The sequence below is a fragment of the Siphonobacter aquaeclarae genome, from assembly GCF_900103285.1.
Taxonomy (GTDB): domain Bacteria; phylum Bacteroidota; class Bacteroidia; order Cytophagales; family Spirosomataceae; genus Siphonobacter; species Siphonobacter aquaeclarae.
The window spans coordinates 337,713-358,211 of sequence record NZ_FNGS01000001.1; the positions used below are offsets into that span (position 1 = coordinate 337,713).

Annotated in this window: 19 protein-coding genes; 15 read left to right on the forward strand and 4 right to left on the reverse strand. The window is 55.0% G+C overall.

Features of this window, described 5'->3' with window-relative positions; translation table 11 throughout:
* Positions 1 to 168: 168 nt before the first annotated feature.
* A complete protein-coding gene (locus tag BLR09_RS01305; RefSeq protein ID WP_093196718.1) occupies positions 169 to 2,604 on the forward strand; it encodes a glycoside hydrolase family 95 protein in 2,436 nt (811 codons plus the stop codon).
* Complete coding sequence (locus BLR09_RS01310) at positions 2,601 to 3,812, forward strand: alpha/beta hydrolase family protein (protein ID WP_093196720.1); 1,212 nt, start codon at positions 2,601 to 2,603, stop codon at positions 3,810 to 3,812. The genes BLR09_RS01305 and BLR09_RS01310 overlap by 4 nt, the downstream gene beginning before the upstream one ends.
* 54 nt (positions 3,813 to 3,866) lie before the next feature.
* Here the strand turns inward: BLR09_RS01310 and BLR09_RS01315 are convergent, their stop codons facing one another.
* On the reverse strand, positions 3,867 to 4,403 hold the full coding sequence (locus tag BLR09_RS01315; protein ID WP_093196722.1) for a YceI family protein: 537 nt from the start codon (positions 4,401 to 4,403) through the stop codon (positions 3,867 to 3,869).
* A gap of 62 nt (positions 4,404 to 4,465) precedes the next feature.
* Positions 4,466 to 5,062, reverse strand: coding sequence for a TetR/AcrR family transcriptional regulator (locus BLR09_RS01320; protein WP_093196724.1), 597 nt, complete (start codon positions 5,060 to 5,062; stop codon positions 4,466 to 4,468).
* A 280-nt stretch (positions 5,063 to 5,342) separates the two neighbouring features.
* Between BLR09_RS01320 and BLR09_RS01325 the strand changes: the two genes are divergently transcribed.
* Genes BLR09_RS01325 through BLR09_RS01335 form a run of 3 tightly spaced genes read left to right on the forward strand, consistent with a single transcriptional unit; the run spans position 5,343 to position 8,193 of the window.
* Complete coding sequence (locus tag BLR09_RS01325; protein WP_176785400.1) at positions 5,343 to 6,341, forward strand: sensor histidine kinase; 999 nt, start codon at positions 5,343 to 5,345, stop codon at positions 6,339 to 6,341.
* Entirely contained in the window at positions 6,338 to 7,414 is a 1,077-nt protein-coding gene (locus tag BLR09_RS01330; protein WP_093196728.1) for a sensor histidine kinase, read from the forward strand. Before BLR09_RS01325 ends, BLR09_RS01330 begins: the two co-directional genes overlap by 4 nt.
* On the forward strand, positions 7,411 to 8,193 hold the full coding sequence (locus BLR09_RS01335; RefSeq protein WP_093196730.1) for a LytR/AlgR family response regulator transcription factor: 783 nt from the start codon (positions 7,411 to 7,413) through the stop codon (positions 8,191 to 8,193). Before BLR09_RS01330 ends, BLR09_RS01335 begins: the two co-directional genes overlap by 4 nt.
* Before the next feature lie 298 nt (positions 8,194 to 8,491).
* On the opposite strand, the gene BLR09_RS01340 is transcribed toward BLR09_RS01335, so the two are convergent.
* Entirely contained in the window at positions 8,492 to 9,583 is a 1,092-nt protein-coding gene (locus tag BLR09_RS01340; RefSeq protein ID WP_093196732.1) for a hypothetical protein, read from the reverse strand.
* Positions 9,580 to 10,887, reverse strand: coding sequence for a hypothetical protein (locus BLR09_RS01345; RefSeq protein ID WP_176785401.1), 1,308 nt, complete (start codon positions 10,885 to 10,887; stop codon positions 9,580 to 9,582). The genes BLR09_RS01340 and BLR09_RS01345 overlap by 4 nt, the downstream gene beginning before the upstream one ends.
* Positions 10,888 to 11,038: 151 nt before the next feature.
* Between BLR09_RS01345 and BLR09_RS25410 the strand changes: the two genes are divergently transcribed.
* From BLR09_RS25410 to BLR09_RS01395, 10 genes are all read left to right on the forward strand, one after another.
* On the forward strand, positions 11,039 to 11,431 hold the full coding sequence (locus BLR09_RS25410) for a VOC family protein (RefSeq protein WP_176785402.1): 393 nt from the start codon (positions 11,039 to 11,041) through the stop codon (positions 11,429 to 11,431).
* 2 nt (positions 11,432 to 11,433) lie between these two features.
* Positions 11,434 to 12,252, forward strand: coding sequence for a maleylpyruvate isomerase family mycothiol-dependent enzyme (locus BLR09_RS01355; protein WP_093196738.1), 819 nt, complete (start codon positions 11,434 to 11,436; stop codon positions 12,250 to 12,252).
* 69 nt (positions 12,253 to 12,321) lie between these two features.
* Positions 12,322 to 13,542: a TCR/Tet family MFS transporter gene (locus BLR09_RS01360; protein ID WP_093196740.1), complete on the forward strand. Its 1,221-nt coding sequence runs from the start codon at positions 12,322 to 12,324 to the stop codon at positions 13,540 to 13,542.
* Positions 13,543 to 13,682: 140 nt separating this feature from the next.
* Positions 13,683 to 14,807: a sensor histidine kinase gene (locus BLR09_RS01365; RefSeq protein ID WP_093196742.1), complete on the forward strand. Its 1,125-nt coding sequence runs from the start codon at positions 13,683 to 13,685 to the stop codon at positions 14,805 to 14,807.
* 14 nt (positions 14,808 to 14,821) lie between these two features.
* Positions 14,822 to 15,679, forward strand: a complete 858-nt coding sequence (locus BLR09_RS01370) for a dienelactone hydrolase family protein (RefSeq protein WP_093196744.1) — start codon at positions 14,822 to 14,824, stop codon at positions 15,677 to 15,679.
* A gap of 3 nt (positions 15,680 to 15,682) precedes the next feature.
* Complete coding sequence (locus tag BLR09_RS01375; RefSeq protein ID WP_093196746.1) at positions 15,683 to 16,480, forward strand: helix-turn-helix domain-containing protein; 798 nt, start codon at positions 15,683 to 15,685, stop codon at positions 16,478 to 16,480.
* A 69-nt stretch (positions 16,481 to 16,549) separates the two neighbouring features.
* Positions 16,550 to 17,413, forward strand: coding sequence for an SDR family oxidoreductase (locus BLR09_RS01380; RefSeq protein WP_143010982.1), 864 nt, complete (start codon positions 16,550 to 16,552; stop codon positions 17,411 to 17,413).
* Entirely contained in the window at positions 17,406 to 17,909 is a 504-nt protein-coding gene (locus tag BLR09_RS01385) for an anthrone oxygenase family protein (RefSeq protein ID WP_093196749.1), read from the forward strand. Before BLR09_RS01380 ends, BLR09_RS01385 begins: the two co-directional genes overlap by 8 nt.
* A gap of 41 nt (positions 17,910 to 17,950) precedes the next feature.
* The gene (locus tag BLR09_RS01390) at positions 17,951 to 19,501 is read left to right on the forward strand and encodes a DUF4874 domain-containing protein (protein ID WP_093196751.1); all 1,551 of its coding nucleotides are present in this window, start codon (positions 17,951 to 17,953) and stop codon (positions 19,499 to 19,501) included.
* 61 nt (positions 19,502 to 19,562) lie between these two features.
* Positions 19,563 to 20,489 carry an alpha/beta hydrolase gene (locus BLR09_RS01395; RefSeq protein ID WP_218126565.1) on the forward strand — a complete coding sequence of 309 codons (927 nt, stop codon included), beginning with the start codon at positions 19,563 to 19,565 and terminating at the stop codon, positions 20,487 to 20,489.
* The last annotated feature ends 10 nt before the right edge of the window (positions 20,490 to 20,499 follow it).

The following is a 20,499-nucleotide window of genomic DNA, read 5'->3' on the forward strand; positions in this document are numbered from 1 at the left end:
TTCCGAAAAAGAAAGAACCGGGAACGTAAATACCTGTATCAAAGCTAAAAAAGAACAAATTTTAACGCGGAATCTTTCTATCTGAAAGAGTATCTTGCAAAAATAAGTGTCTTTTTAACACGAAAAGAAAACCCAGCATTCCGAACCTCCTCATACCTGTTTTCGCTGATGAAAAAATTACTGCTTCTTTTTTGGGTGTGTACGCTCAGCGCTCACGCCCGTCAACCCCTGAAAGTATGGTTTCCGCGACCGGCAGGAGCGACCTGGACCGATGCGCTTCCTGTCGGAAACGGCCGCCTCGGAGCGATGGTTTACGGCAACCCCGGCCGCGAAATCATCAAACTCAACGAAGCGACGGTCTGGTCGGGCGGCCCGCACCGGAACGATAACCCGGAGGCATTGGCCGCGCTGCCCGAAGTCCGCCGGCTGATCTTCGCAGGCAAGCAGAAAGAAGCGCAGGAACTGGCCGGGAAGAAAATCCAGCACCCGCGGGATCATGGCATGATGTACCAGCCCGTCGGCAACCTCTACCTCTCCTTTCCCGGACACGAAGACTATACAGACTACCGCCGGGAGCTGGACCTGGAAACCGCGCTGGCAACGACCACCTACCTGCACAACGGCGTCCGCTATACCCGGCAAACCCTTGCTTCGGTTCCGGATCAGGTAGTCGCCATCCGGCTGACGGCCTCGAAGCCCGGAGCGCTGTCGTTCGCGGCGTCGATGAACAGCCCGCAACGCGCGCAGGCCGGTTCGCAGGGAAAAGACCGCATCGTTCTTTCGGGTACTACCTCTGACCACGAAGGCGTAAAAGGGCAGATTCGCTTTCAGGCGATCTCCCGTGTGCTGGCTCAGGGTGGCTCGGTTACGACGACGGATACTTCTGTCGTCGTCAGCAATGCTACTTCTGCCACGATCCTCGTATCAATTGCTACGAATTTTGTGGATTATAAAACACTCACCGCCGATGCCGCCAAGCGGGCGGAAGCATACCTGGCGGCTGCGGCCGGTCGGTCGTATGACCAGATCCGTGCCCGGCATATGGCCGCCTATCAGCAGTATTTCAACCGGGTAACGCTCGATTTAGGGACTACTCCGGCGGCGGCGTTGCCGACCGACGAGCGGGTCCGGCAGTTTGCAGCAGGCGATGATCCGGGACTGGTAGCGTTGTATTTTCAATTTGGTCGCTACCTGCTGATTTCCAGTTCACAACCCGGTGGGCAGCCCGGTACCCTGCAAGGGTTGTGGAACGACCGGATGATGCCGCCGTGGGACAGCAAGTATACGATCAACATCAACACGGAAATGAACTACTGGCCAGCGGAAATGACCAATCTGACTGAACTGCATGAACCCCTTGTCCGGATGGTGCAGGAGCTTTCGCAAACAGGAAAGGAAACCGCCCGGGTAATGTATGGCGCCAAAGGGTGGGTCGCCCACCACAACACAGACCTGTTCCGGATTACCGGACCTGTGGACCCGATTTACTGGGCGATGTGGCCGATGGGCGGCGCCTGGCTGAGCCAGCATTTGTGGGAAAAATACCTGTATTCGGGAGACAAAAAGTACCTCAAAACTGTGTATCCTGCCCTGAAAAGTGCCGCGGAGTTTTATACTGATTTTCTGGTGGAAGACCCGCGGAATCACTGGCTGGTGGTCTGCCCGGGTACTTCTCCTGAAAACGCTCCGAAAACCCGGCCGGGCGTTTCTTTTGATGCCGGCGTGACAATGGATAACCAGATCGTTTTCGACCTGCTTTCCAATGCGATCGACGCGGCGAATACCCTCGGTACCGACACGGAATTTGCTGCGAAACTCTCGGGTATCCGCGCCAAACTACCACCGATGCACATTGGAAAGCACCGCCAGCTGCAGGAATGGATCGAGGACCTCGACGATCCCGAAGACAAGCACCGGCACGTTTCCCACCTGTTCGGGCTGTATCCAGGCCGCCAGATTTCCCCGTATCATACGCCGGAGCTGTTTCAGGCGGCCCGTACTTCGCTGGAATACCGGGGAGACGTCTCCACCGGCTGGTCGATGGGCTGGAAAGTAAACTTCTGGGCGCGGTTTCTGGATGGCAACCGGGCATATAAGCTGATTACTGACCAGCTTTCTCCCGTTGGAAAAGGAAGTGGCGGGGGTACTTACAACAACCTGTTTGACGCGCATCCTCCCTTTCAGATTGACGGAAATTTCGGCTGTACGGCCGGTATCGCCGAAATGCTGATGCAGAGCCATGACGGCGCGGTGGCACTCCTGCCGGCATTGCCCGATCGCTGGCAGAGCGGCTCCGTTAACGGCCTCCGGGCGCGGGGCGGCTTTGAAGTGGTAGCGCTGGAATGGAAGAACGGAAAGATAGTGAAGGTGACGGTGCGGTCGACAGCCGGCGGGAACCTCCGCCTCCGTGTGCCGAATGAATTGAAAGGAACCGGACTGCAAACGGCCAAAGGGGAGAATACCAATGACTTGTACCGGATTCAACCGGTTGCGAGGCCCGTTATCTCGCCGGACGCCCGCCTGGAAGCAAAGCAACCGCGGGCTACCTTTCTGTACGACGTACCAACCCGACCGGGTCAGACCATTACCCTGACTGCCGCATGAAACGGGTAGTCTTGATGTTGCTTTTTGCCTGCGCTTCCACCGTGAATGCGCAGCAGAAGCTTCTTGTAGCCGGCGACGGAAGCCCGATCCGAACCAAAGCCCAATGGCGCACGCACCGGCAGGAGCTTATCGAACAGTTTTCGGCAAACATGTACGGCCATTCACCCGCGAAGCCGGCGGGCCTGTCGTTTCGCGTGGTTGAATCCGACCCGAAAGCCCTGAACGGCCTGGCCACGCGCAAGCAGGTGAGGATTTCCCTGTCGGCAGAGGGGCCGTCGTTCGAAGCGCTCCTCTACATTCCCAATGCCCGGCGCAAACCGGCGCCGGCGATTCTCGGTCTCAACTTTTCCGGAAATCACGCGATTCATACAGATCCCGGTATTCACTTGACAACCAGCTATGTAGAATCGTCGCGCAGTAATCCGTGTACGGTGGATCACCGGGCGACGGACGCGTGTCGGGGTACGAATGCCAGCCAATGGCCGGTAGAGCAACTGTTGCAACGGGGATATGCGTTGGTCACGGCTTATCGGGAGGATATTGCGTCGGATGTTCGGACTACGGGGTTTCAGACGGGCATTCACCCCTTTTTCCCGGACTACCAAAACAGACCGGATAATTTCGGGACGATAGCCGCCTGGGCCTGGGCACTCAGCCGGATTCAGGATTACCTCGAAACAGATAAAGACATAGACAGCCGGCGCGTAGCTGTTTTCGGCTTTTCGCGATTGGGAAAGGCTGCGTTGTGGGCGGGCGCAACAGATGAGCGGTTTGCCGCTGTCATCAGCAACGAGTCGGGAGCCGGCGGGGCCAAGCTTTTTCACCGGGGAAGGGGCGAAAATATCCGTCGCCTGTGTACTGTTTTTCCGCACTGGTTTTGCCGGAATTTCCACCAGTACATGGACCAGGATACGGTGCTTCCATTTGATCAGCATCAGGTAATTGCCCTGATTGCACCGCGACCGGTTTACGTAGCGAGTGCCGTGGAGGATACCAATTCAGATCCCGAAGGAGAGTTTCAATCGGCACTGCTGGCGGGAGAAGCCTATGCCTTTTTGGGGAAGAAAGGACTGCCGGTCAGCGAGCGACCGCCGCTGGATCAGTCGGTACAGGCGCAGATTGGGTACCATATCCGGTCCGGCGGGCATAACGTCACCGCGTTCGACTGGGAGCAGTATCTCCGGTTTCTGGACCGGCATTTTAAATAGCATGGGGCATGGGGCAGAGGGCATGGGGCGAACTACCACCCCATGCCCTTTGCATTACGCAACCTCCGCCAACTGAATGTTAGCGATGAGCTTGATGTCTTCGCCGAGGGCGAGGCCGCCCGTTTCGGTGACGGCGTTGTAGGTCAGGCCGAATTCCTTCCGGTTGATTTTACCGGTTACTTCAAAACCGATTTTCGTGTTACCCCAGGCATCTTTCGCCGTTCCGCCGTACTCAGCGTCTACTTCTACCGACTTCGTTACGCCCTTGATGGTCAGATCGCCAACAAGTTTGTAGAGGTCGCCTTTGACTTTCGTAAAGGAAGTAGACTTGAAAGTAATCTGCGGGTGGTTGGTCGTGTCGAAGAAATCACCGGCGCGGAGGTGCTCGTCGCGCTGGGATTGATTTGTATCGATGCTGTTGACATCAATCGTGAAATGAACTTCCGCGCCTTCGAGGCTACCGTCTTTGGAAACGGCGCCGCCGGAGAAGGAATTGAAAGCGCCGGTAACGGTGGAAATCACCAGGTGCTTAACCTTGAACTGAACTTCTGAGTGAAGGGGATCTACGCCCCATTGCGTTACGGTAGACATACAATGAATCGGTTTTCAATCAGTGATACAAAAAATAACACTGTTAGGATATTGGTAAAAAATTAATCGAAATTGCGGATAAAGCCTCCGATAGCGTCCTGGAGAACCAGACTGGAGGAAACATGCCCTTCTGTCGGACTCATCATTTTGATCGAAACGAGTCCGTGCAGAATGGACCAGTAGGAATGAAACTTCAGAAACACATCCTGACCCGGTTGTGAACTGCCCGCGATGGCTTTTTCCAGCACAGACAGAAGAACATTGCTGAACAACTTGATTTCTTCGACACGGTTCACCAGGTCGCAGGCCGGCATTCCAAGCCCAAACATCACCTGGTAGTGTTCACGGTGGCTGAAGGCGAAGGCCCAGTAGGCTTCTGCCATATCCTGCAGCTGGCGGCGGGAATCATCGCTTAGCGTTTTTGCCGCCTTCATCTGCTGGCTCAATTGCAGGTATCCTTCCCGGGTAAACTCCAATAAAATCGCTTCCTTGTTTTCGAAGTGCGTGTAAATCACCGGAATACTGTATTCGATGGCCTCCGCAATCCGCCGGATCGACAACGCCTGCCAGCCTTCTTTCTCCACGACATCCCAGGAGGCTTTCAGGATGCTGGTCCTGACCTCTTCCCGTTGTCGTAGTTTTCGTTCGGCGACGCCCATATTCCGGAGTTCTGTTCGATTTTCTAACGGTGTTAACTTTTTGCGTTTCCGGAAAGTTCACGCGTGTTGTTTTTTTGTAAAAAGAAGGACGGGCCTTCCGAAATGCGCGGTTGATACGCCTTTCCGGACCGTTAATGCAGCGATAGCAGCAATTCGTACCGGACTGTTTCCGGCAGCCGGACTTCCCTTGTACCTTTAATCAAATCGGGTGAACCACGGAATGAAAGATTACGGGCATCTATTCAGGCAGCGGCAGGGCTTTTTCACCTGGGCCTTTTTCATGCTGGTACCTTGGCTCATTCCGTTGACAGGCTGGCTGTTTTGGGGGAAATCCTATTTTGCTACCGGAGAAAATTTCACGCAGGGAACGCTGATTATTGCTGTACTGGTGCTGGTTGGATGTCTGATTCCCAGAGTACTGGCGCAGCGGGTGATCCGGCTGTATCCGGAGCCGAGGCAGTCGATGCGCCGGGTAGGGCTGATGGCTGCCGGATTTGTCGCCTCGGGCGTGACATTCGCCTGGCTGGTGCTTCGGGTGTTTCATACCTTTCACCTGCTGGGTTTTAGCTACCAGCCGCGGACGGCACTGTGGGTACTCGTCACCATGACGGGTGTCAATATCGTGGCAGCGGGGTTGATTGAAATCGCGTACGCGTTCTGGCAATGGAAAACGACAGAGATGGAACGGCAGCAGCTCGATCAGCAGCGGCTGATGTCGCAGCTCGACCACGTCAAACAACAGGTGAACCCCCATTTTCTCTTCAATAGCCTTAATTCACTCTCCGTGCTGATCGGAGAAGATACGACCCGGGCCGAGCAGTTTGTGGACGAAATGGCTACGGTTTACCGGTACCTGCTCCAGTCCGGCCCAAGGCAGGGATGGACAACCCTCGAAGCCGAGCTACAATTCACCAAAGCCTATTTCTACCTCATCCATACACGATACGGGAAGGGAGTGGAACTTAGTATTACCGTACCGGCCGACCGGCACCTGCTGTTTCTGCCGCATCTCACCCTGCAAATACTCATCGACAACGCCTTGAAACACAATGTAGTATCAGTAGCGCGACCCCTGCGGATCGAAATCGGTATGGCAGACGAAGTCACCCTGCGCATCCGAAATAACCTGCAGCGGAAATCCAGCGCACTCGATCCGGATGGCAACCGCCTCGACTCCCTGTGCGACCGGTACTTTCTCATGGGAAAAGGAATCGTCCGCATCAGCGTCGATCTCGACCATTACTCCGTAGAAATCCCCCTGCTAAGAGAAATATCATGAAGTTTTTAGACATCACCCGACGAAAGCTGCACATGACCGTACGGGGCGGGTGGTCCTACCTCCTCCTTATTCCCTGGTTTGTGCCCATGGTCAGCTACCTGCTCATCGGGGAAAAGTATGTAACCGACGGGGTGGTTTTTGTGACGGGTACGCTGTTCGTCTGGTTTTTGTCGACCGTAGCTTTTGTCACGCACGACTGGGTAGCGGACGCGATAGCACGGCGGTTTCCGGGCCTCGGGCAAACATTCGTCCGGGCGGGCCTTACCGCTATTGCGTTCATAGCGCTGTCAGGGGTATTTCTGCTTTTCGATACCTGGCTGTTCATCCGTTTTCACCTCTTCGGCTCCCACCTGACGTATGACAACGTGATCTCGGTATACGGCTTTGATCTGATTGCTATTTTTCTGCTTGTGGGTATTTACGAAACGGCGTATTCCCTCGGCCAGTGGCAGCAGCATCAGGTGAATAAGGAACGCCTGAAACGGGAAAACCTCCAGGGGCAGCTCCAGGGACTGAAAAGCCAGGTAAACCCGCATTTTTTGTTCAACAGCCTGAATTCGCTGTCGTCGCTCATTGCCGACGAGCCGGAGCGCGCCGAGCAATTTGTCGAAGAAATGGCCCGGGTATACCGGTACATGCTGCAGGCCAACCGGGTATCGCCGGATCAGGATGACGAACTGACGACGCTCGAACTCGAGCTGCTTTTTATGGATTCCTATTTTCATTTGCTTAAAACGCGGTACGGCGCCGGCATTTACCTGGATACGAACGTCCCCGAACCCCTCCGCCAGCACCGGCTGCCTCCCTTAACACTTCAGCTCCTGGTCGAAAATGCCGTCAAGCACAACGTCATTCTGCCGACGCGCCCGCTGCAGATCGAGATTTTCGCGACCGGAGAAGGCAACCTCGTCGTCCGGAATAACCTCCAGCGCAAAGCCACCCGCCCCGGAGATTCTACCCGCGTAGGCCTCGCCAATATTCAGGCCAAGTACCAGCTCATTCATACTCGGGAACCGGTGATCGAAACCGGCCCCGATTATTTCACCGTCATTTTACCCTTACTTAGCCGATGAACGCCCTGATTGTTGAAGACGAGGAGCTTGCCGTTCGCAAACTGAAGAAATTGCTGAACGAAGTAGCGCCGGATATGGAAATTGTCGGAAATACCGGCAGTATCGAAGACACGATTACCTGGCTGGAACAGCGCCGGGTAGGCGGACTGCCGGATCCCGACCTGCTTTTTCTGGATATTGAATTGGCCGACGGGCAGAGCTTCGAGATTTTTGAACGCACGCCTGTGCGGAGTACCGTCATTTTTACGACTTCTTATGACGAATACGCCCTTCAGGCGTTTCGGGTCAACAGCATCGATTACCTCCTGAAACCTGTTCAGCGGGACGAATTGAAGCGAAGCCTGCAGAAGTACGAAGACCTGCGGGGAAAGGGCGGTACCCCCGGCGCCGCAGCTATCGAACTACTGTTGCAACAACTGCACGGCCATTTTCCGAAAAGCTACCGGCAGCGTTTTCTGGTGCGGCAGGGAATGAAGATGCTATCCCTGGAAATCAAGGAAGTAGCCTATTTTTATACCGAAGAACGCTATAGTTTTCTGACGGCGGTTTCAGGGCACCGCTACCTGGTCGACTATACGCTCGACGAGCTCGAAGCTATGCTCAACCCTTCCGATTTTTTTCGCATCAACCGGGGCGCGATTGTCACTCACCAGGCAGTGGAACAAATCCAGCCCTATTTTGGCAATCGCTTGATTCTGAACCTGAAACCTGTGTTCGACAAGGAAGCACTTGTCAGTCGGGAAAAGGTGACGGATTTTAAGTTGTGGATGGGAAAGTGAGAAATCAGTTTTCGGTTTTTTGTTTTCAGTTGGGGAATGGTAATTGGGGAGGTTTCTGCGGTAGTTGGGGGAGAAAGAAAAGTGGCTTGAAATGCCGGTTGGGAATGCAGGGCAAAAAAGAAGGAGAGAATATCCCTCCTTGTTTCCTTTCTAATCCTTAACTCAAAAACGGGAATACCCGCAAAAAACTCCGTCACTCGAATACGCTAACTGAAAATAACTTTCTCAATTTCCACTACCTCCCCTAACAACGTACACCCAACTGAAAACAAAAAACTGCAAACCGAAAACTGATCTCTCACTTTCCCACCATCTCCCGCAACCCCGCCACATCAATATGGGCAGTCCATTCCCGGATCATGCGGCGTTTGGCGATCATATCGGCGCTGTCTTCGTACCGGAGCCGTACCTGCAGGAAACGGATTGCCTCCGGCGGGAGTGACCGGCTGATCTGCCGCTCGTCGTAGGTTACCAGCCGGCGACCATTCCGCGCCTGTTCCTCGAACGTACTCTGCCCCCGGCTTTGGAGAAGCATGCCGGTAGGGTTGTCGACTACTGCCTGTTCGTGCCGCTCTTCAGCAGGCATGCGGTGCAGCAGGGAATCGATCTTCCGGAGAGAAGCTTCATAGGTGCGGACAGTCTTTTCCCGGCTTCTGAACCCGGACCGGATACTCTCCCGGGCGTCTTCCTTGTATTTTTCTCGCTCGGCCGGTGATTGGAAGCTGAGCTTGTCGGCCTGCCGGAGGGTTTCCTGAAGGCTTTCTTCCAGTTGCCGGTTGTATTGGTGGAACTGCGAAACCTCGTTTTTCACGACTTCATGCAGTATTCCGACGAATTCCTCCCGCGAAACAGGCCGCAACGGAAATTTCCCCGGAGGCGCGAGCAGGAGGGCTTCCCGGTGACGGTCGCCGCCGCCCTTCCGGATGCTGTAAAGCGGCTGCCCTTTGAGCGTACCGACCTGATAGGGCATGAAGTACACGGGCTTTCCGCCGGGTAGCTCCAGCCCGGCAGCCTCCATGAAACCGGTTAGTGAATTGACATAGCATTCGATCCAGGTACCTGTTTCGACAGATAATGTAGGCTTTCCGTTGAAACACCAGTAGTGGAAATAGGACGTTGAGACTGCGTACCGTCGCGCAGGATCCGCCCCGTATTCCAGATCATCAGAAATCCGTGGCCATGCCGCCGCACGTGCTTCCAGCCCTGCCGGCTGCGGATATGCCTGCCGGATCAGCGCGATTAGCTGCTGTTGGCGGACGGAAATACCGTCCTTTGCCATCTTTTTAGCATACACCCACGGCGTCCGGATCGTCATCAGGTACTCCGGCGTACAGGCAGATTGTGCACTGGCGACGCTCCCCGCCGCCAGCAATACCAGCAGTAGTTTCATCCCAGTTGGGGAATGCGGAATTCAACTGTCAGGGTTTTCTGAAGGATAGTCGGACAGGGATTCCCTGGTTTTTCCTGATAGACAACCCCTTCCAGCCGACCCGAAATGTACGTTTTGCCTCCGCTGGTTTCGACCCCGGCAATGATGAGTTTACCCGGTGATGCATGGTAGTCGCCCCGGCAATCGCCGTAGTAGCTGACCCAGCCTTCTTTTTTAGCTCCCCAGACCAGGACGGCAACGGCCTTACCCGCTTCGGTGTCGTCTCCGCCGCCGCTGAAGTAGGTGTAGGATTTGTCGCCTGACACGGGGCGGTCGTACAGCGTGATCGTGACATTTTCATTGGTTCCGATATTTCCGGTGAAGACAATGCCATCGTCAGAAAAGGTATACCCGGCAAACGTACCGTTGAGAAGCTGCCCGTCGACCGTCGCGTTGAAATACGTCTCCCCGTTGACCAGAATCGTACCCAGCAACACAGCTTTCCCGGTCGCTCCGGGGCGCTCCTGATAGCCTTTGGGAATGAAGTTGGTTACTTCCACACTGATTCCGACGGTCAGGCCGGTGGCCGGAACCTGTGCCGGCGCGGTATAGGTGGCGCTGACATTTCCGGGTTCAATGACCAGTTTTTCGTAGGTCGCCTTCCAGTTACGGATGTTTGACGCATTGTCCAGCGGACGGACGTCAGCGATTTCCAACGCTTGTTGTTTTCCGGTGAGATCGGCGATGAAAAACGGCGACATAATAGTCAGTTTCGCTGTCGCCCCCGGCTTGATCCGTTTGTTTGCGCCTTCCAGCCAGAAAGCGGCAAAAGGAGCCCAGTCGCTGAAGTGTGTCGTTTCAACGGTCAGCGTTCGCGCGGTGGCATCGAGTTTGGTATCCGGAAGAAATTGCCATATACCGTCGCCGCCCTGATAGGCAAGGTAGAGCGCGTCGGCGGAGGTACTATCCAGCGCCTCGGCCTCATAGGTATACCGGATCTGTACCGGTTTGCTGAAAGATGTGCCTTCGGGCAGGAGCCGGAATGATTTCCCGGGACTGCCCGGAAGGGTATTGACAACAGGTGTTATCGAAAAGGCAACCGGTGCGGCAACTGCGCCCGCCGGTATCGTCAGCGTAAGGCTGTTATCCGGGGAAGACAGGGTGCCGCCCTCGGGCCCGATGGTTTTTTGTACCGGCGTTCCGGCGAAATCGCCTTTTGAGCGAACGGTACCGCGGGTCGGTTCAGGAGTATGGGTTTCAGCAGTGTCGCGGCAGGCGGTCAACCCGCAGAGAAAAAGAATCGTGATCCAGAAGGATACTTTCATGGCGTCAAATTTTCCCAAAGGACTTATTTCGACCCCTTTTCGAAGACATCGCCGGTGTGAACTGCGCTTCCGGCTTCCCGAACCGTTCCACCGCCTGCATGAACCGGTTCATCGAAATGCGGTATCTTGCATCCAGACACGATCCTTTCCCATGAAAAACAGACTTGGACGCGTGATCCTGCTGGTTCACGACTACGACGAAGCCTTCGCCTTTTACCGCGACGTATTCGGCTGCTTTGCCCTTCACGACTCAACCACGCCGGAGGGGCAGCGCTACCTGCACGTCGGCTTTTCACCTGATGATGCCTTTGGTATCTGGCTGCTTCAGGCAACTTCCGGAGAGCAGCGGCAGCTGGTAGGCCGTCAGTCCGGCGGGCAGCCCTTCCTCGTCGTGTATACCGAGACCTTTGACGAGCTGCTCGAAAACCTCCGCCAATTCAACGTACCGCTGCTCGGCGAGCCGGTATCCTCTCCCGGCGCGCGCTTTGTTCACTGCCGGGATCTGTATGGAAATGAGATTATTGTTGTTCAGCTAATACCCTGAAAATGACCGCGCATTCGCACATACTGGAATTATTACTGGAGCTGGACGAACGACTGCTGGATCTGCTGGATACATTACCGGACCAGGATTGGAACCGTCAGACCGTCGCCCGTCAATGGAAAATAAAAGATGTAGCCGCGCACCTGCTCGACGGAAATATCCGGGGTCTGTCGCTCGGTCGGGATCAGTATTTCGGTGAAGTACCTGATATTCAATCCTATCAGGACCTGGTGGATTTTCTCAACCGCCTCAATGCCGATTGGGTACGGGCGATGAAGCGGGTCAGTCCCAAAATGCTCGTTACGCTGCTCCGTCAAACGGGCCGGCCGTATGTCGCCTACCTGGCATCCCTTGATCCGGATGAAAAAGCGCTGTTTTCGGTCGCCTGGGCAGGCGAGCACGAAAGCAGTAACCGCTTCCACATTGCCCGTGAATACACGGAAAAATGGCTGCATCAGCAGCAGATACGTGCGGCCATCGGCGATGTAACGCTGCTGTCAGCCAGGTACTTCCGGCCGTTCATCGATATCTTCATGCAGGCGCTGCCGCATACCTACCGGGATACGCTGGCGGATGAGGGTAGTACAGTCGAGATGCGGGTTTCGGAGGATAGCTGGGCGATTGGTCGGAGCGACGGGAAATGGCAGTTTCTTCCCGTTGCGCCTGCCGAACCCACCTGCCGCATAACGCTGGCGCCGGAAATCGCGTGGCCGCTGTTTTCAAAAAGTATCCGGCCGGAGGATATCCGGGAAGGAATATCGGTCGACGGCGATCCGATACTGGCAAAGGCCGGCCTGCACATGATTTCGGTCATGGCCTGAGAAAGGCGGGAAGGAGGTTGGCCGTTTGCAGGCTCGTTTTGTAGCTTTGGCGCTTCAAACCACTTTCGTATGGCCCAGCCGAAGCGTTCTGCTGCTCTGGTATTCATTTTCATTACGCTTCTCATTGACGTGACGGGACTTGGAATTGTCATTCCGGTCTTTCCGAAACTGATCGAACAGCTCATTCACGGAAACCTCAGCGACGCCTCCCGTTACGGCGGCTGGTTGACGTTTGCCTATGCCGCGATGCAGTTTCTCTGCGCGCCGGTGCTGGGTGGATTGAGCGACCGGTTTGGCCGTCGGCCGGTTTTGCTGGCCTCCCTGTTCGGCTTCGGGCTGGATTACATTTTGCAGGGACTTGCGCCAACCATCGTCTGGCTTTTTGCCGGCCGGCTCATTGCCGGTATCACAGGGGCGAGTTTCACAACGGCGAGCGCCTACATTGCCGACGTCAGTCCACCGGAAAAACGCGCACAGAATTTTGGGATGGTGGGAGCTGCATTCGGCGCCGGGTTCATCATCGGGCCGGCGATCGGCGGCTTTCTCGGATCATTCGGGCCGCGGGTTCCGTTTTTCGTGGCTGCCGGCCTGTCGCTGGCCAACGCGCTGTACGGCTATTTTATTCTCCCGGAATCGCTGGCGCCTGAAAACCGCCGGCCGTTCGACTGGAAGCGCGCCAACCCCGTAGGTTCCCTGCTTCACCTGCGTAATTATCCGATTATTCTGAGCCTGACCGCTTCGATGGTTTGCATCTATATCGCCGGCCATGCGATGCAGAGTACCTGGACGTTTTTCACGATGGAACGTTTCGGATGGGATGAAAAATGGGTAGGCCTGTCGCTTGCCGCTGTGGGTTTGGCTGTGGGTGTAGTACAAGGCGGCCTTTCCCGGATTATTATTCCGAAACTGGGACAAACCTGGTCGGTATACGTTGGTCTGGGATTATATGTAATTGGTTTTATCTGCTTTGCCTTTGCCGATAAGGGTTGGATGATGTTCGCGTTTCTCGTGCCATATTCCCTCGGAGGGATCGCCGGGCCGTCGCTTCAGGGTATTATTTCCAACCAGGTACCGCCGACGGAGCAGGGTGAGTTGCAGGGAGCGTTAACAAGTCTGATCAGCCTGACGTCGGTAGTAGGTCCTCCGCTGATGACCAACCTCTTTGCGCACTTCACCGCGCCGACGACATCGATCTATTTCCCCGGAGCCCCCTTTCTCGCCGGAGCCGTACTGACCGTTTTCAGCATATTATTTGCCGCTCGTACGCTCACGAAGCACGCGCCGGCCTGATCCGGCGCCGAAAACGACCTGCTCGTCGGCCGGAAGCAGGCATTCAGTGACGTCGTCTTTTTTTTCGGGACGAAAGCGGTTACTTTCAGGGAGTTCCTGTCGGCTTAACCCCGAACCCGCCGACACACTTCGTAACGCCTATGACGTTAAACGACCAGTTTACCAGCCGGCAAAAGTGGCAACTCGCCTTGAGCGTGTTTGTCATTTACTGGCCCATTCGCCTGTACGTGAACCTCGACTCCTGGAGTTGGGCGTACATGACAGGCCGGATTGCTATCTGGCTGATCGAGGTTCCGCTTACCATTCTCTTTTTCTATTTCTTCATCAGCCTGGCGGAATGGCTGCGGAGGCGGCTGTTGCGGTCGACCGACGCCCAGGTACTCACCGAAATGTCATTTCCGGTGCAACTGGCGACGCTCGGGGCGGCTATTGCTCTTGCGGTTTCCTTCAATATCGTCTTTCATTGGGTTTTGCGGTCGATGGACAGCTTTTTCCTCCTGCAATTTCCCAACCGGCCCAAAGCGCCACCGCCAAACTGGCCGGCTGATTTCCGGAATTACAACCGCGTATTACGGGGCCGCATGAACAACGGATTGACGGTAATGGCCATGCTGTCAGCCTTTTACCTGGCGGCCTACCGCCGGTCCAGCAACAAAATGCAGGAACTGGAAGTACGGGCCGAGCGACTGGAAAAGGAAAGCGTCAAAGCTCAGTTTATGGCGCTGAAGAATCAGGTAAATCCCCACTTTCTCTTCAATAGCCTGAGTATCCTGTCGTCATTGGTGGAAATTGACCCGCAGCTGTCGGTTCAGTTTATCAGCCGGCTGTCGAAGGCCTACCGGTATATCCTGGAACAGCGGGATAACGACAGTATTCACCTGAAAACGGAACTGGAATTCATCCGGGCCTATACCTTTTTGCTGAATATCCGGTTTGACGGAAAACTGCAGGTACATATCGATGTTTCCGAAGAAGAAGCCGGCCGGTACTTCATTGCGCCGCTTACGCTTCAGTTGCTGGTAGAAAATGCGGTGAAGCATAACCGGATGTCTGCAGGTAATCCGCTGATTGTCACAATCAAAACGGAAAATGACTACCTTGTTGTTTCGAATCCGATCCAGCTGCGGCCCGACGCCGAACATTCCACAGGAGTCGGCTTGCAGAACATCATCAACCGGTATGGATTACTGACCGACCGGCCGGTATCAGCCGCGCCGGAGGACGGTTGTTTCGTCATCCGTATTCCTTTGCTTACCGAACAGTAAACAAAACCTCTACTATGGATCAGCGCATTATTAACCTGTTTGACGAATACACGCATAAACCCCTCAGTCGGGAAGTATTTCTGAAGCGCTTGTCGCAACTGACGGGAGGTACTGCGGCGGCAGCGGCTATTCTGCCCCTGCTGGAGGTAAACTACGCGGCGGCGATGACGATCCGGGAAGATGATCCCGACCTGGTGGCGAAGGACATTACCTATCCCGGCGGCGATATGGACATGAAAGGCTATCTCGTCGAACCCAAAAAAGGCGGCAAAAAGGGCGCCGTCGTCGTCATTCACGAAAACAGAGGTCTGAATCCCCATATCCGTGATGTAGCCCGGCGTGTGGCGAAGGCCGGCTATATCGCGCTTGCACCGGACGCGCTTTCTCCCTTTGGCGGTACGCCGGCCAGTGAAGATGAAGCGCGGAACCTGATCGGTAAACTCGAAAAAGACAAAAACCTGACACATTTCACCCATTCGGTGGACTATGTGGCGACGTTGCCGAACAGCAACGGCAAAACCGGCTGCGTCGGCTTTTGCTGGGGCGGGGCGATGGCCAATCAGCTGGCGGTTCATTCCCCCAACCTGAAAGCGGCCGTCGCTTTTTATGGCCGGCAACCGGAAGCGGCTGACGTTCCGAAGATCAAAGCGGCGGTTCAATTGCATTACGGGGGACTGGACGAAGGGGTCAACAAAGGCATACCCGATTATGAGGCCGCGCTCAAAGCCGCCGGCGTCAAGTATGAACTCTACGTATACGAAGGCGCCCAGCACGCCTTTCACAACGATACCGCGCCGACACGCTACAACGAAGCCGCAGCCAAAACGGCCTGGGAGCGGACGCTTCGCTTTTTTAAAGACTACCTCTCCTGACCGATGCACTACAGGGAATGGCAGCCGCCTGCGTCGCTAAGCGGGTACGTCCGGTACTTCTGGATGCTCGAAAGCGATCAACCGGAGACATTCGTCTTCCGGCCTATTCCCGACGGCTGCCCGGGTCTGATTTTTCAGTCGGATTCGTTTTTCGATCAGGAAGGGAAAAAGCTTCCCGGCCTGTTTTTATATGGTCAGACAACCCGGCTGAACGAATTGACGTCGGCCGGGTTGTTTCGCACATTCGGCGTTTACCTCTATCCGCACGCTTTGCGGACGATATTTGGCCTGCGGGCGGACGAACTGACGGATTCCTGCCTGGACCTGACGCTTCGCCGCTACCGGGACGACAGCGCCCTGCATGAGCAGCTGAAGCATGCGACAGCTCCTGCGGACTGGATGAAGGTATTGTCCGACTACCTGCTTCAGGAAATCCGCCGGCATGAAGCGTCCCTCGATCCGGGTCTGCACCAGGCGCTGGAGCGGTTGCAGTGGGCGGGAGCGTCTCTCCGAGAGGTCCGGGAGGAGTTGCGTCTGTCGGAACGAACGCTGGAACGGAAATTCAAGGAGCACATCGGCATTTCGCCTAAGCTCTTTTCCCGTATCTGCCGGTTTCAGTCGGCCCTCGTTCAGCTTCGGCAGCAGTCGTTCGATAAACTCTCCGACATCGGGTATGAGCAGGAATATGCTGATCAGTCTCATTTTATCCGGACGTTCCGGGAGTTTTCCGGACTGACGCCGGACGAGTTTCGGCGGAGGTCGGCAGAGGTTGTCGAAAATTTTCCCATCGTCCGGCGGTAGTGTCGGGTTTGTTCTATTTTGCCGGTTATGCGCTGCTGAATTTTGCTCCGAACAAAAAACAGCATCAGCATGATCGCTTTAACTGCCGCCAGCGGAGGCCTTGGCTACGCCACGCTTCTTCACCTGCTTTCAACCGGCCGGCCCGTCGTCGCCATTGTCCGTGATCCGGAGCGGCTTCGTACCCGGCTCGATGCCGAAACCACTGATCTTTCGGAGCTTATCATTCGCCAGGCTGATTACAACGACCCCGGCTCACTCGACGACGCGCTGCGGGGCGTAACCCACCTCCTTCAGGTTTCCGCGTCGGATATCGGGGAGCAGGCGGAACGACAGGAATCGAACGTCGTGGAGGCTGCTTGCCGCCAGGGCGTCCGCCATATGGTCTATACCAGTACGCTGCATCCGGAATACGACGCGCACTTTCAATCAGCAGTACAATGCCGGCGCACGGAAGACCAGATACGGCAAAGCGGAATGACGTATACCTTCTTCCGGAACAGCATGTATTTCGAAACGCTTCCGCTCTTCATCGGGGCGGGATGGGAGGAAGGCACGATTCTTTTGCCTGTCGGCGGGGGTAAGGTGAGTTTCGTTTCAAGGGAGGATATTGCGGAGGCGCTGGCCCGGGTACTTGTTTCCAGTGGATATGAGAATCAGGCCTATAATATCACCGGAGAAGAAGCCTTCACGTTTGCCGACGTTGCTGATCTGCTGACTGCGCTCCGGCAACGCCCGTTCCGGTTTACGGATCTGTCGGCGGACGCATGGAAAGCCGCGCTTCCGGAAGGAATGATGCCTGAGGAAATGGCAGACTGGTTCCTGTCGATGCTGACCGGTATCCGGTACCAGGAATTTTCGACTGTTTCTGATTCGTTGCAAACCTTGTTAAACCGTCCGCGTCGGACACTTTCAAGCTACCTTCGGCATGTCTAATCTCGTTTCTACCCTCGTCCTCGGTCTGACCATCCTCGCCAGCGGATTGATAGCCGGTCTGTTTTACGCCTGGAGCTGCGCCGTATCACCGGGATTGAACCGGGTACCGGATACGGCATACCTGGCAACGATGCAGCAGATTAACCGGGCCATTCTCAACCCGGCTTTCTTCGCAACGTTTATGGGTACGCTGATACTGTTGCCGCTGTCGTGCCGGCTGTTTCGCGGGCATCCGATACCGTTCTGGCTGTTGCTGGCTGCGACGATACTCTATGCCGTCGGGGTATTCGGCGTCACGATGCGGAAGAATGTGCCTTTGAATGACCAATTGGACAAAACCGGGCTGACCGGCGCTTCGCCGACTGAGCTGAGGGAGTACCGGGATCGCTTCGAGGAACCGTGGAACCGCTGGAACGGCGTCCGGACATATGCGTCAGTGGCTGTATTGGGCCTCGTAATAATGGCCGCTCTCTCGGAATCGATCCGTCGGTCGTAGACTTTCCGTATTATTACGGTAGACTAACTCCGATCGACGTGATGAAACGACTTGTTCCCGCAATACTTTTCCTGGCAGCCGCAGCGCTTCCGTTGGTAGCGGTATCTCAGGAAAAGAAGAAATTTTCAGGAATCCTGGCTTCCGAAAGTAGGGAACCGCTCCGAAATCCCGAACGGGGATTCAGGTATGAGGTTTTTTTTATGGCGAATAACCTGGAAGCGCCTTATTTCCGAAAACAAAAAACACTTCCTGAAGCCGTACTTTATCGGGCTGATCCTTTCCGGGTGGACAGTACCTTGCTGGGTGTTACGAAGCTGTATGGGGAAAAAGACAGCGTATGTATTTCTCAACTGTACATCTACCTGACGGCATTTATAGGTAAGCGAATTCCGGATAAAGGCATACAAAACATACGATCTGTTTTTGAAGGCTTTCACCAGAGAGGTTTCAAAGCAGTACTCCGCATGGGTTATGATTATTCTCCGAATCTTACCCGGGTATCGCTGGCGGATATTGAGCGTCACATGGCGCAGCTAAGACCTGTTTTCGAGGAATACGAAGGCGTGATTCACGTCTTCGAAGCAGGGCTGATCGGTGCTTGGGGAGAGTGGCATCATACTTCAATGATTAACAGTTCAGATACAGCACGTGCTGTACTAACGGCGTTATTTAATGCTATTCCACCGTCCAGGCAGGTATTGGTGCGAATCCCGCATTGGAAAGATTTTACCAACCTTCCGTCAAACCTCGCAGGTAGAACCGGGTTTCACAACGACTTCTTTACGGCAGACGAACACAAGTTCGCAAAAGGCAATGATTACGTCCGCGGCACTCCTGCCTTCGATGCTGTTCAGAGGCAGTCGCCCTTCTATTTGATAGATGGAGAAATGCCTTACAGTTATAAAGGCGTAGATGAATGGTCTCTAAATCGACATTTCGATGTCATTAACGGAATCATCAGGCTTCGCGATCACCATTACACTACGTTCAGTATCGCGCACAATAACCTCGAAAACGATTCGACTAACATCCGGTACTGGCGCGTTTTCCCTCTTACAGAGGAAACCTTAAGGAGCAGGCAGCTACCGGTTTCAGACGGATATTTCCGGGATGCAAATGGAAAGGCAGTTGCCCGGACGGCTTTCGAATATATCCGGGATCACCTGGGGTATCGCCTGGAACTGCAGGAACTCACCTATACCGCCGAGTTGCCCGCCTCCGCGATGTGCAATTGGGCTGTCACATTGATTAACAGAGGTTTTTCAACCCTTCACAATCCGCGAAAAGTCTATTTTGTGCTGCTGGACACATCCGGTAATATAGTAGCGACGATTCCGGCAGATGCGGATTCCGGCAGTTGGCAGCCTTATAATCCGTCGGATTCATTTTCTTATGATCCCGTTGTGTACACCGTTTCAAGCGGAAACAGGAAATTACCGAAACTCCGGCCGGGAACTTATCGCCTTGGTTTGTGGATGCCTGACGGGACAGCACTTCTGAAAAATGACGCACGCTACGCCGTACGGGTAGCTAACAGCGGCGTACCATGGGTGAATGGCGTAAATGTTCTGACCGATATCCGGATTAAGTAAATCAAATCCGGATTTGAGTCGACCAGCCGCCGCCACGGCTCCATTTTTGCACCAAAATGCTATGCGGCTGCTACTTCTGTTCCTATGCTTTTATTCGGGGACTTTCGCTCAATCCGGTTGGAAGAAGGTTCCCCTGTCTGCTCCAAGGGAGCTATATCTGGAAAAGGGTCGTCCTTCGCAAAACTCAGGCTACTACATCTGGCAAACAACCATTACTCCCCGCGGTTGGCTGCTTCTTTTTCCGGGAATGGGTATGTCAGACCTGGAAGGCGAAGCAGCTATCGCCCGGAATATGGTTTCGTATGGGATTGTCACGGTCGTTCCCCGCATCAATAACCGGCTTTTCTGGGAACAGCAGGCGGAAAAAGCGATAGAAGATATTACTGCGGCAATACGGAACCAAGAAGGGCTGACAGACTCTCTGGCTGTCTTCATCGGCGGGTTTTCGTCCGGCGGCCACCTCGCACTGACACTGGCCGAGAATCGTCTGCTGTCCGGTCAGCGGGTTGACGCGGTTTTCGCCGTTGATCCGCCCACTGACCTTCTTGCCTATTATGAAATGGGGCAGCGGCGAATACAGATGAACGCCTGCCCTTTACTGATACGGGAAGGAAAGCAGATGGTTGAAATGCTGGGAAAGTACTTCGGAGGCTCTCCTTCGGCCGACACCTGCTCCCGGTATTCCGCCTACTCCCGCGCCGGTGGCGGTCGGGCCAAAGTCCTGACACAAACGCCTGTTCGCCTTTATGCCGAACCCGATACCGCGTTCTGGAAGAAAGAATTTTGCGGGGCTATTGAATACGAAGACCTCAATGCCGCGTCTGCGACCCGCTTCATACAATTTCTGCAGGATGCAGGCAACAAACAGGCAAAGCTGATTCTCACCCAACACAAAGGCTTCTGGCGCGGCCGGCGGTTTCCGCATGCCTGGTCCATTGCCGAGCCGGCAGAATTGGCGGAATGGCTGGGGTCGATGCTGAAAAAATGAAAGCCAGAGA

What these genes read in the sequence shown, in the direction of transcription:
- BLR09_RS01305 (WP_093196718.1), top strand. Translation starts at nt 169, where the DNA reads ATGAAAAAATTACTGCTTCTTTTTTGGGTGTGTACGCTCAGCGCTCAC.
- BLR09_RS01310 (WP_093196720.1), top strand. Translation starts at nt 2,601, where the DNA reads ATGAAACGGGTAGTCTTGATGTTGCTTTTTGCCTGCGCTTCCACCGTG.
- BLR09_RS01315 (WP_093196722.1), bottom strand. Translation starts at nt 4,403, where the DNA reads ATGTCTACCGTAACGCAATGGGGCGTAGATCCCCTTCACTCAGAAGTT.
- BLR09_RS01320 (WP_093196724.1), bottom strand. Translation starts at nt 5,062, where the DNA reads ATGGGCGTCGCCGAACGAAAACTACGACAACGGGAAGAGGTCAGGACC.
- BLR09_RS01325 (WP_176785400.1), top strand. Translation starts at nt 5,343, where the DNA reads ATGCTGGTACCTTGGCTCATTCCGTTGACAGGCTGGCTGTTTTGGGGG.
- BLR09_RS01330 (WP_093196728.1), top strand. Translation starts at nt 6,338, where the DNA reads ATGAAGTTTTTAGACATCACCCGACGAAAGCTGCACATGACCGTACGG.
- BLR09_RS01335 (WP_093196730.1), top strand. Translation starts at nt 7,411, where the DNA reads ATGAACGCCCTGATTGTTGAAGACGAGGAGCTTGCCGTTCGCAAACTG.
- BLR09_RS01340 (WP_093196732.1), bottom strand. Translation starts at nt 9,583, where the DNA reads ATGAAACTACTGCTGGTATTGCTGGCGGCGGGGAGCGTCGCCAGTGCA.
- BLR09_RS01345 (WP_176785401.1), bottom strand. Translation starts at nt 10,887, where the DNA reads ATGAAAGTATCCTTCTGGATCACGATTCTTTTTCTCTGCGGGTTGACC.
- BLR09_RS25410 (WP_176785402.1), top strand. Translation starts at nt 11,039, where the DNA reads ATGAAAAACAGACTTGGACGCGTGATCCTGCTGGTTCACGACTACGAC.
- BLR09_RS01355 (WP_093196738.1), top strand. Translation starts at nt 11,434, where the DNA reads ATGACCGCGCATTCGCACATACTGGAATTATTACTGGAGCTGGACGAA.
- BLR09_RS01360 (WP_093196740.1), top strand. Translation starts at nt 12,322, where the DNA reads ATGGCCCAGCCGAAGCGTTCTGCTGCTCTGGTATTCATTTTCATTACG.
- BLR09_RS01365 (WP_093196742.1), top strand. Translation starts at nt 13,683, where the DNA reads ATGACGTTAAACGACCAGTTTACCAGCCGGCAAAAGTGGCAACTCGCC.
- BLR09_RS01370 (WP_093196744.1), top strand. Translation starts at nt 14,822, where the DNA reads ATGGATCAGCGCATTATTAACCTGTTTGACGAATACACGCATAAACCC.
- BLR09_RS01375 (WP_093196746.1), top strand. Translation starts at nt 15,683, where the DNA reads ATGCACTACAGGGAATGGCAGCCGCCTGCGTCGCTAAGCGGGTACGTC.
- BLR09_RS01380 (WP_143010982.1), top strand. Translation starts at nt 16,550, where the DNA reads ATGATCGCTTTAACTGCCGCCAGCGGAGGCCTTGGCTACGCCACGCTT.
- BLR09_RS01385 (WP_093196749.1), top strand. Translation starts at nt 17,406, where the DNA reads ATGTCTAATCTCGTTTCTACCCTCGTCCTCGGTCTGACCATCCTCGCC.
- BLR09_RS01390 (WP_093196751.1), top strand. Translation starts at nt 17,951, where the DNA reads ATGAAACGACTTGTTCCCGCAATACTTTTCCTGGCAGCCGCAGCGCTT.
- BLR09_RS01395 (WP_218126565.1), top strand. Translation starts at nt 19,563, where the DNA reads ATGCGGCTGCTACTTCTGTTCCTATGCTTTTATTCGGGGACTTTCGCT.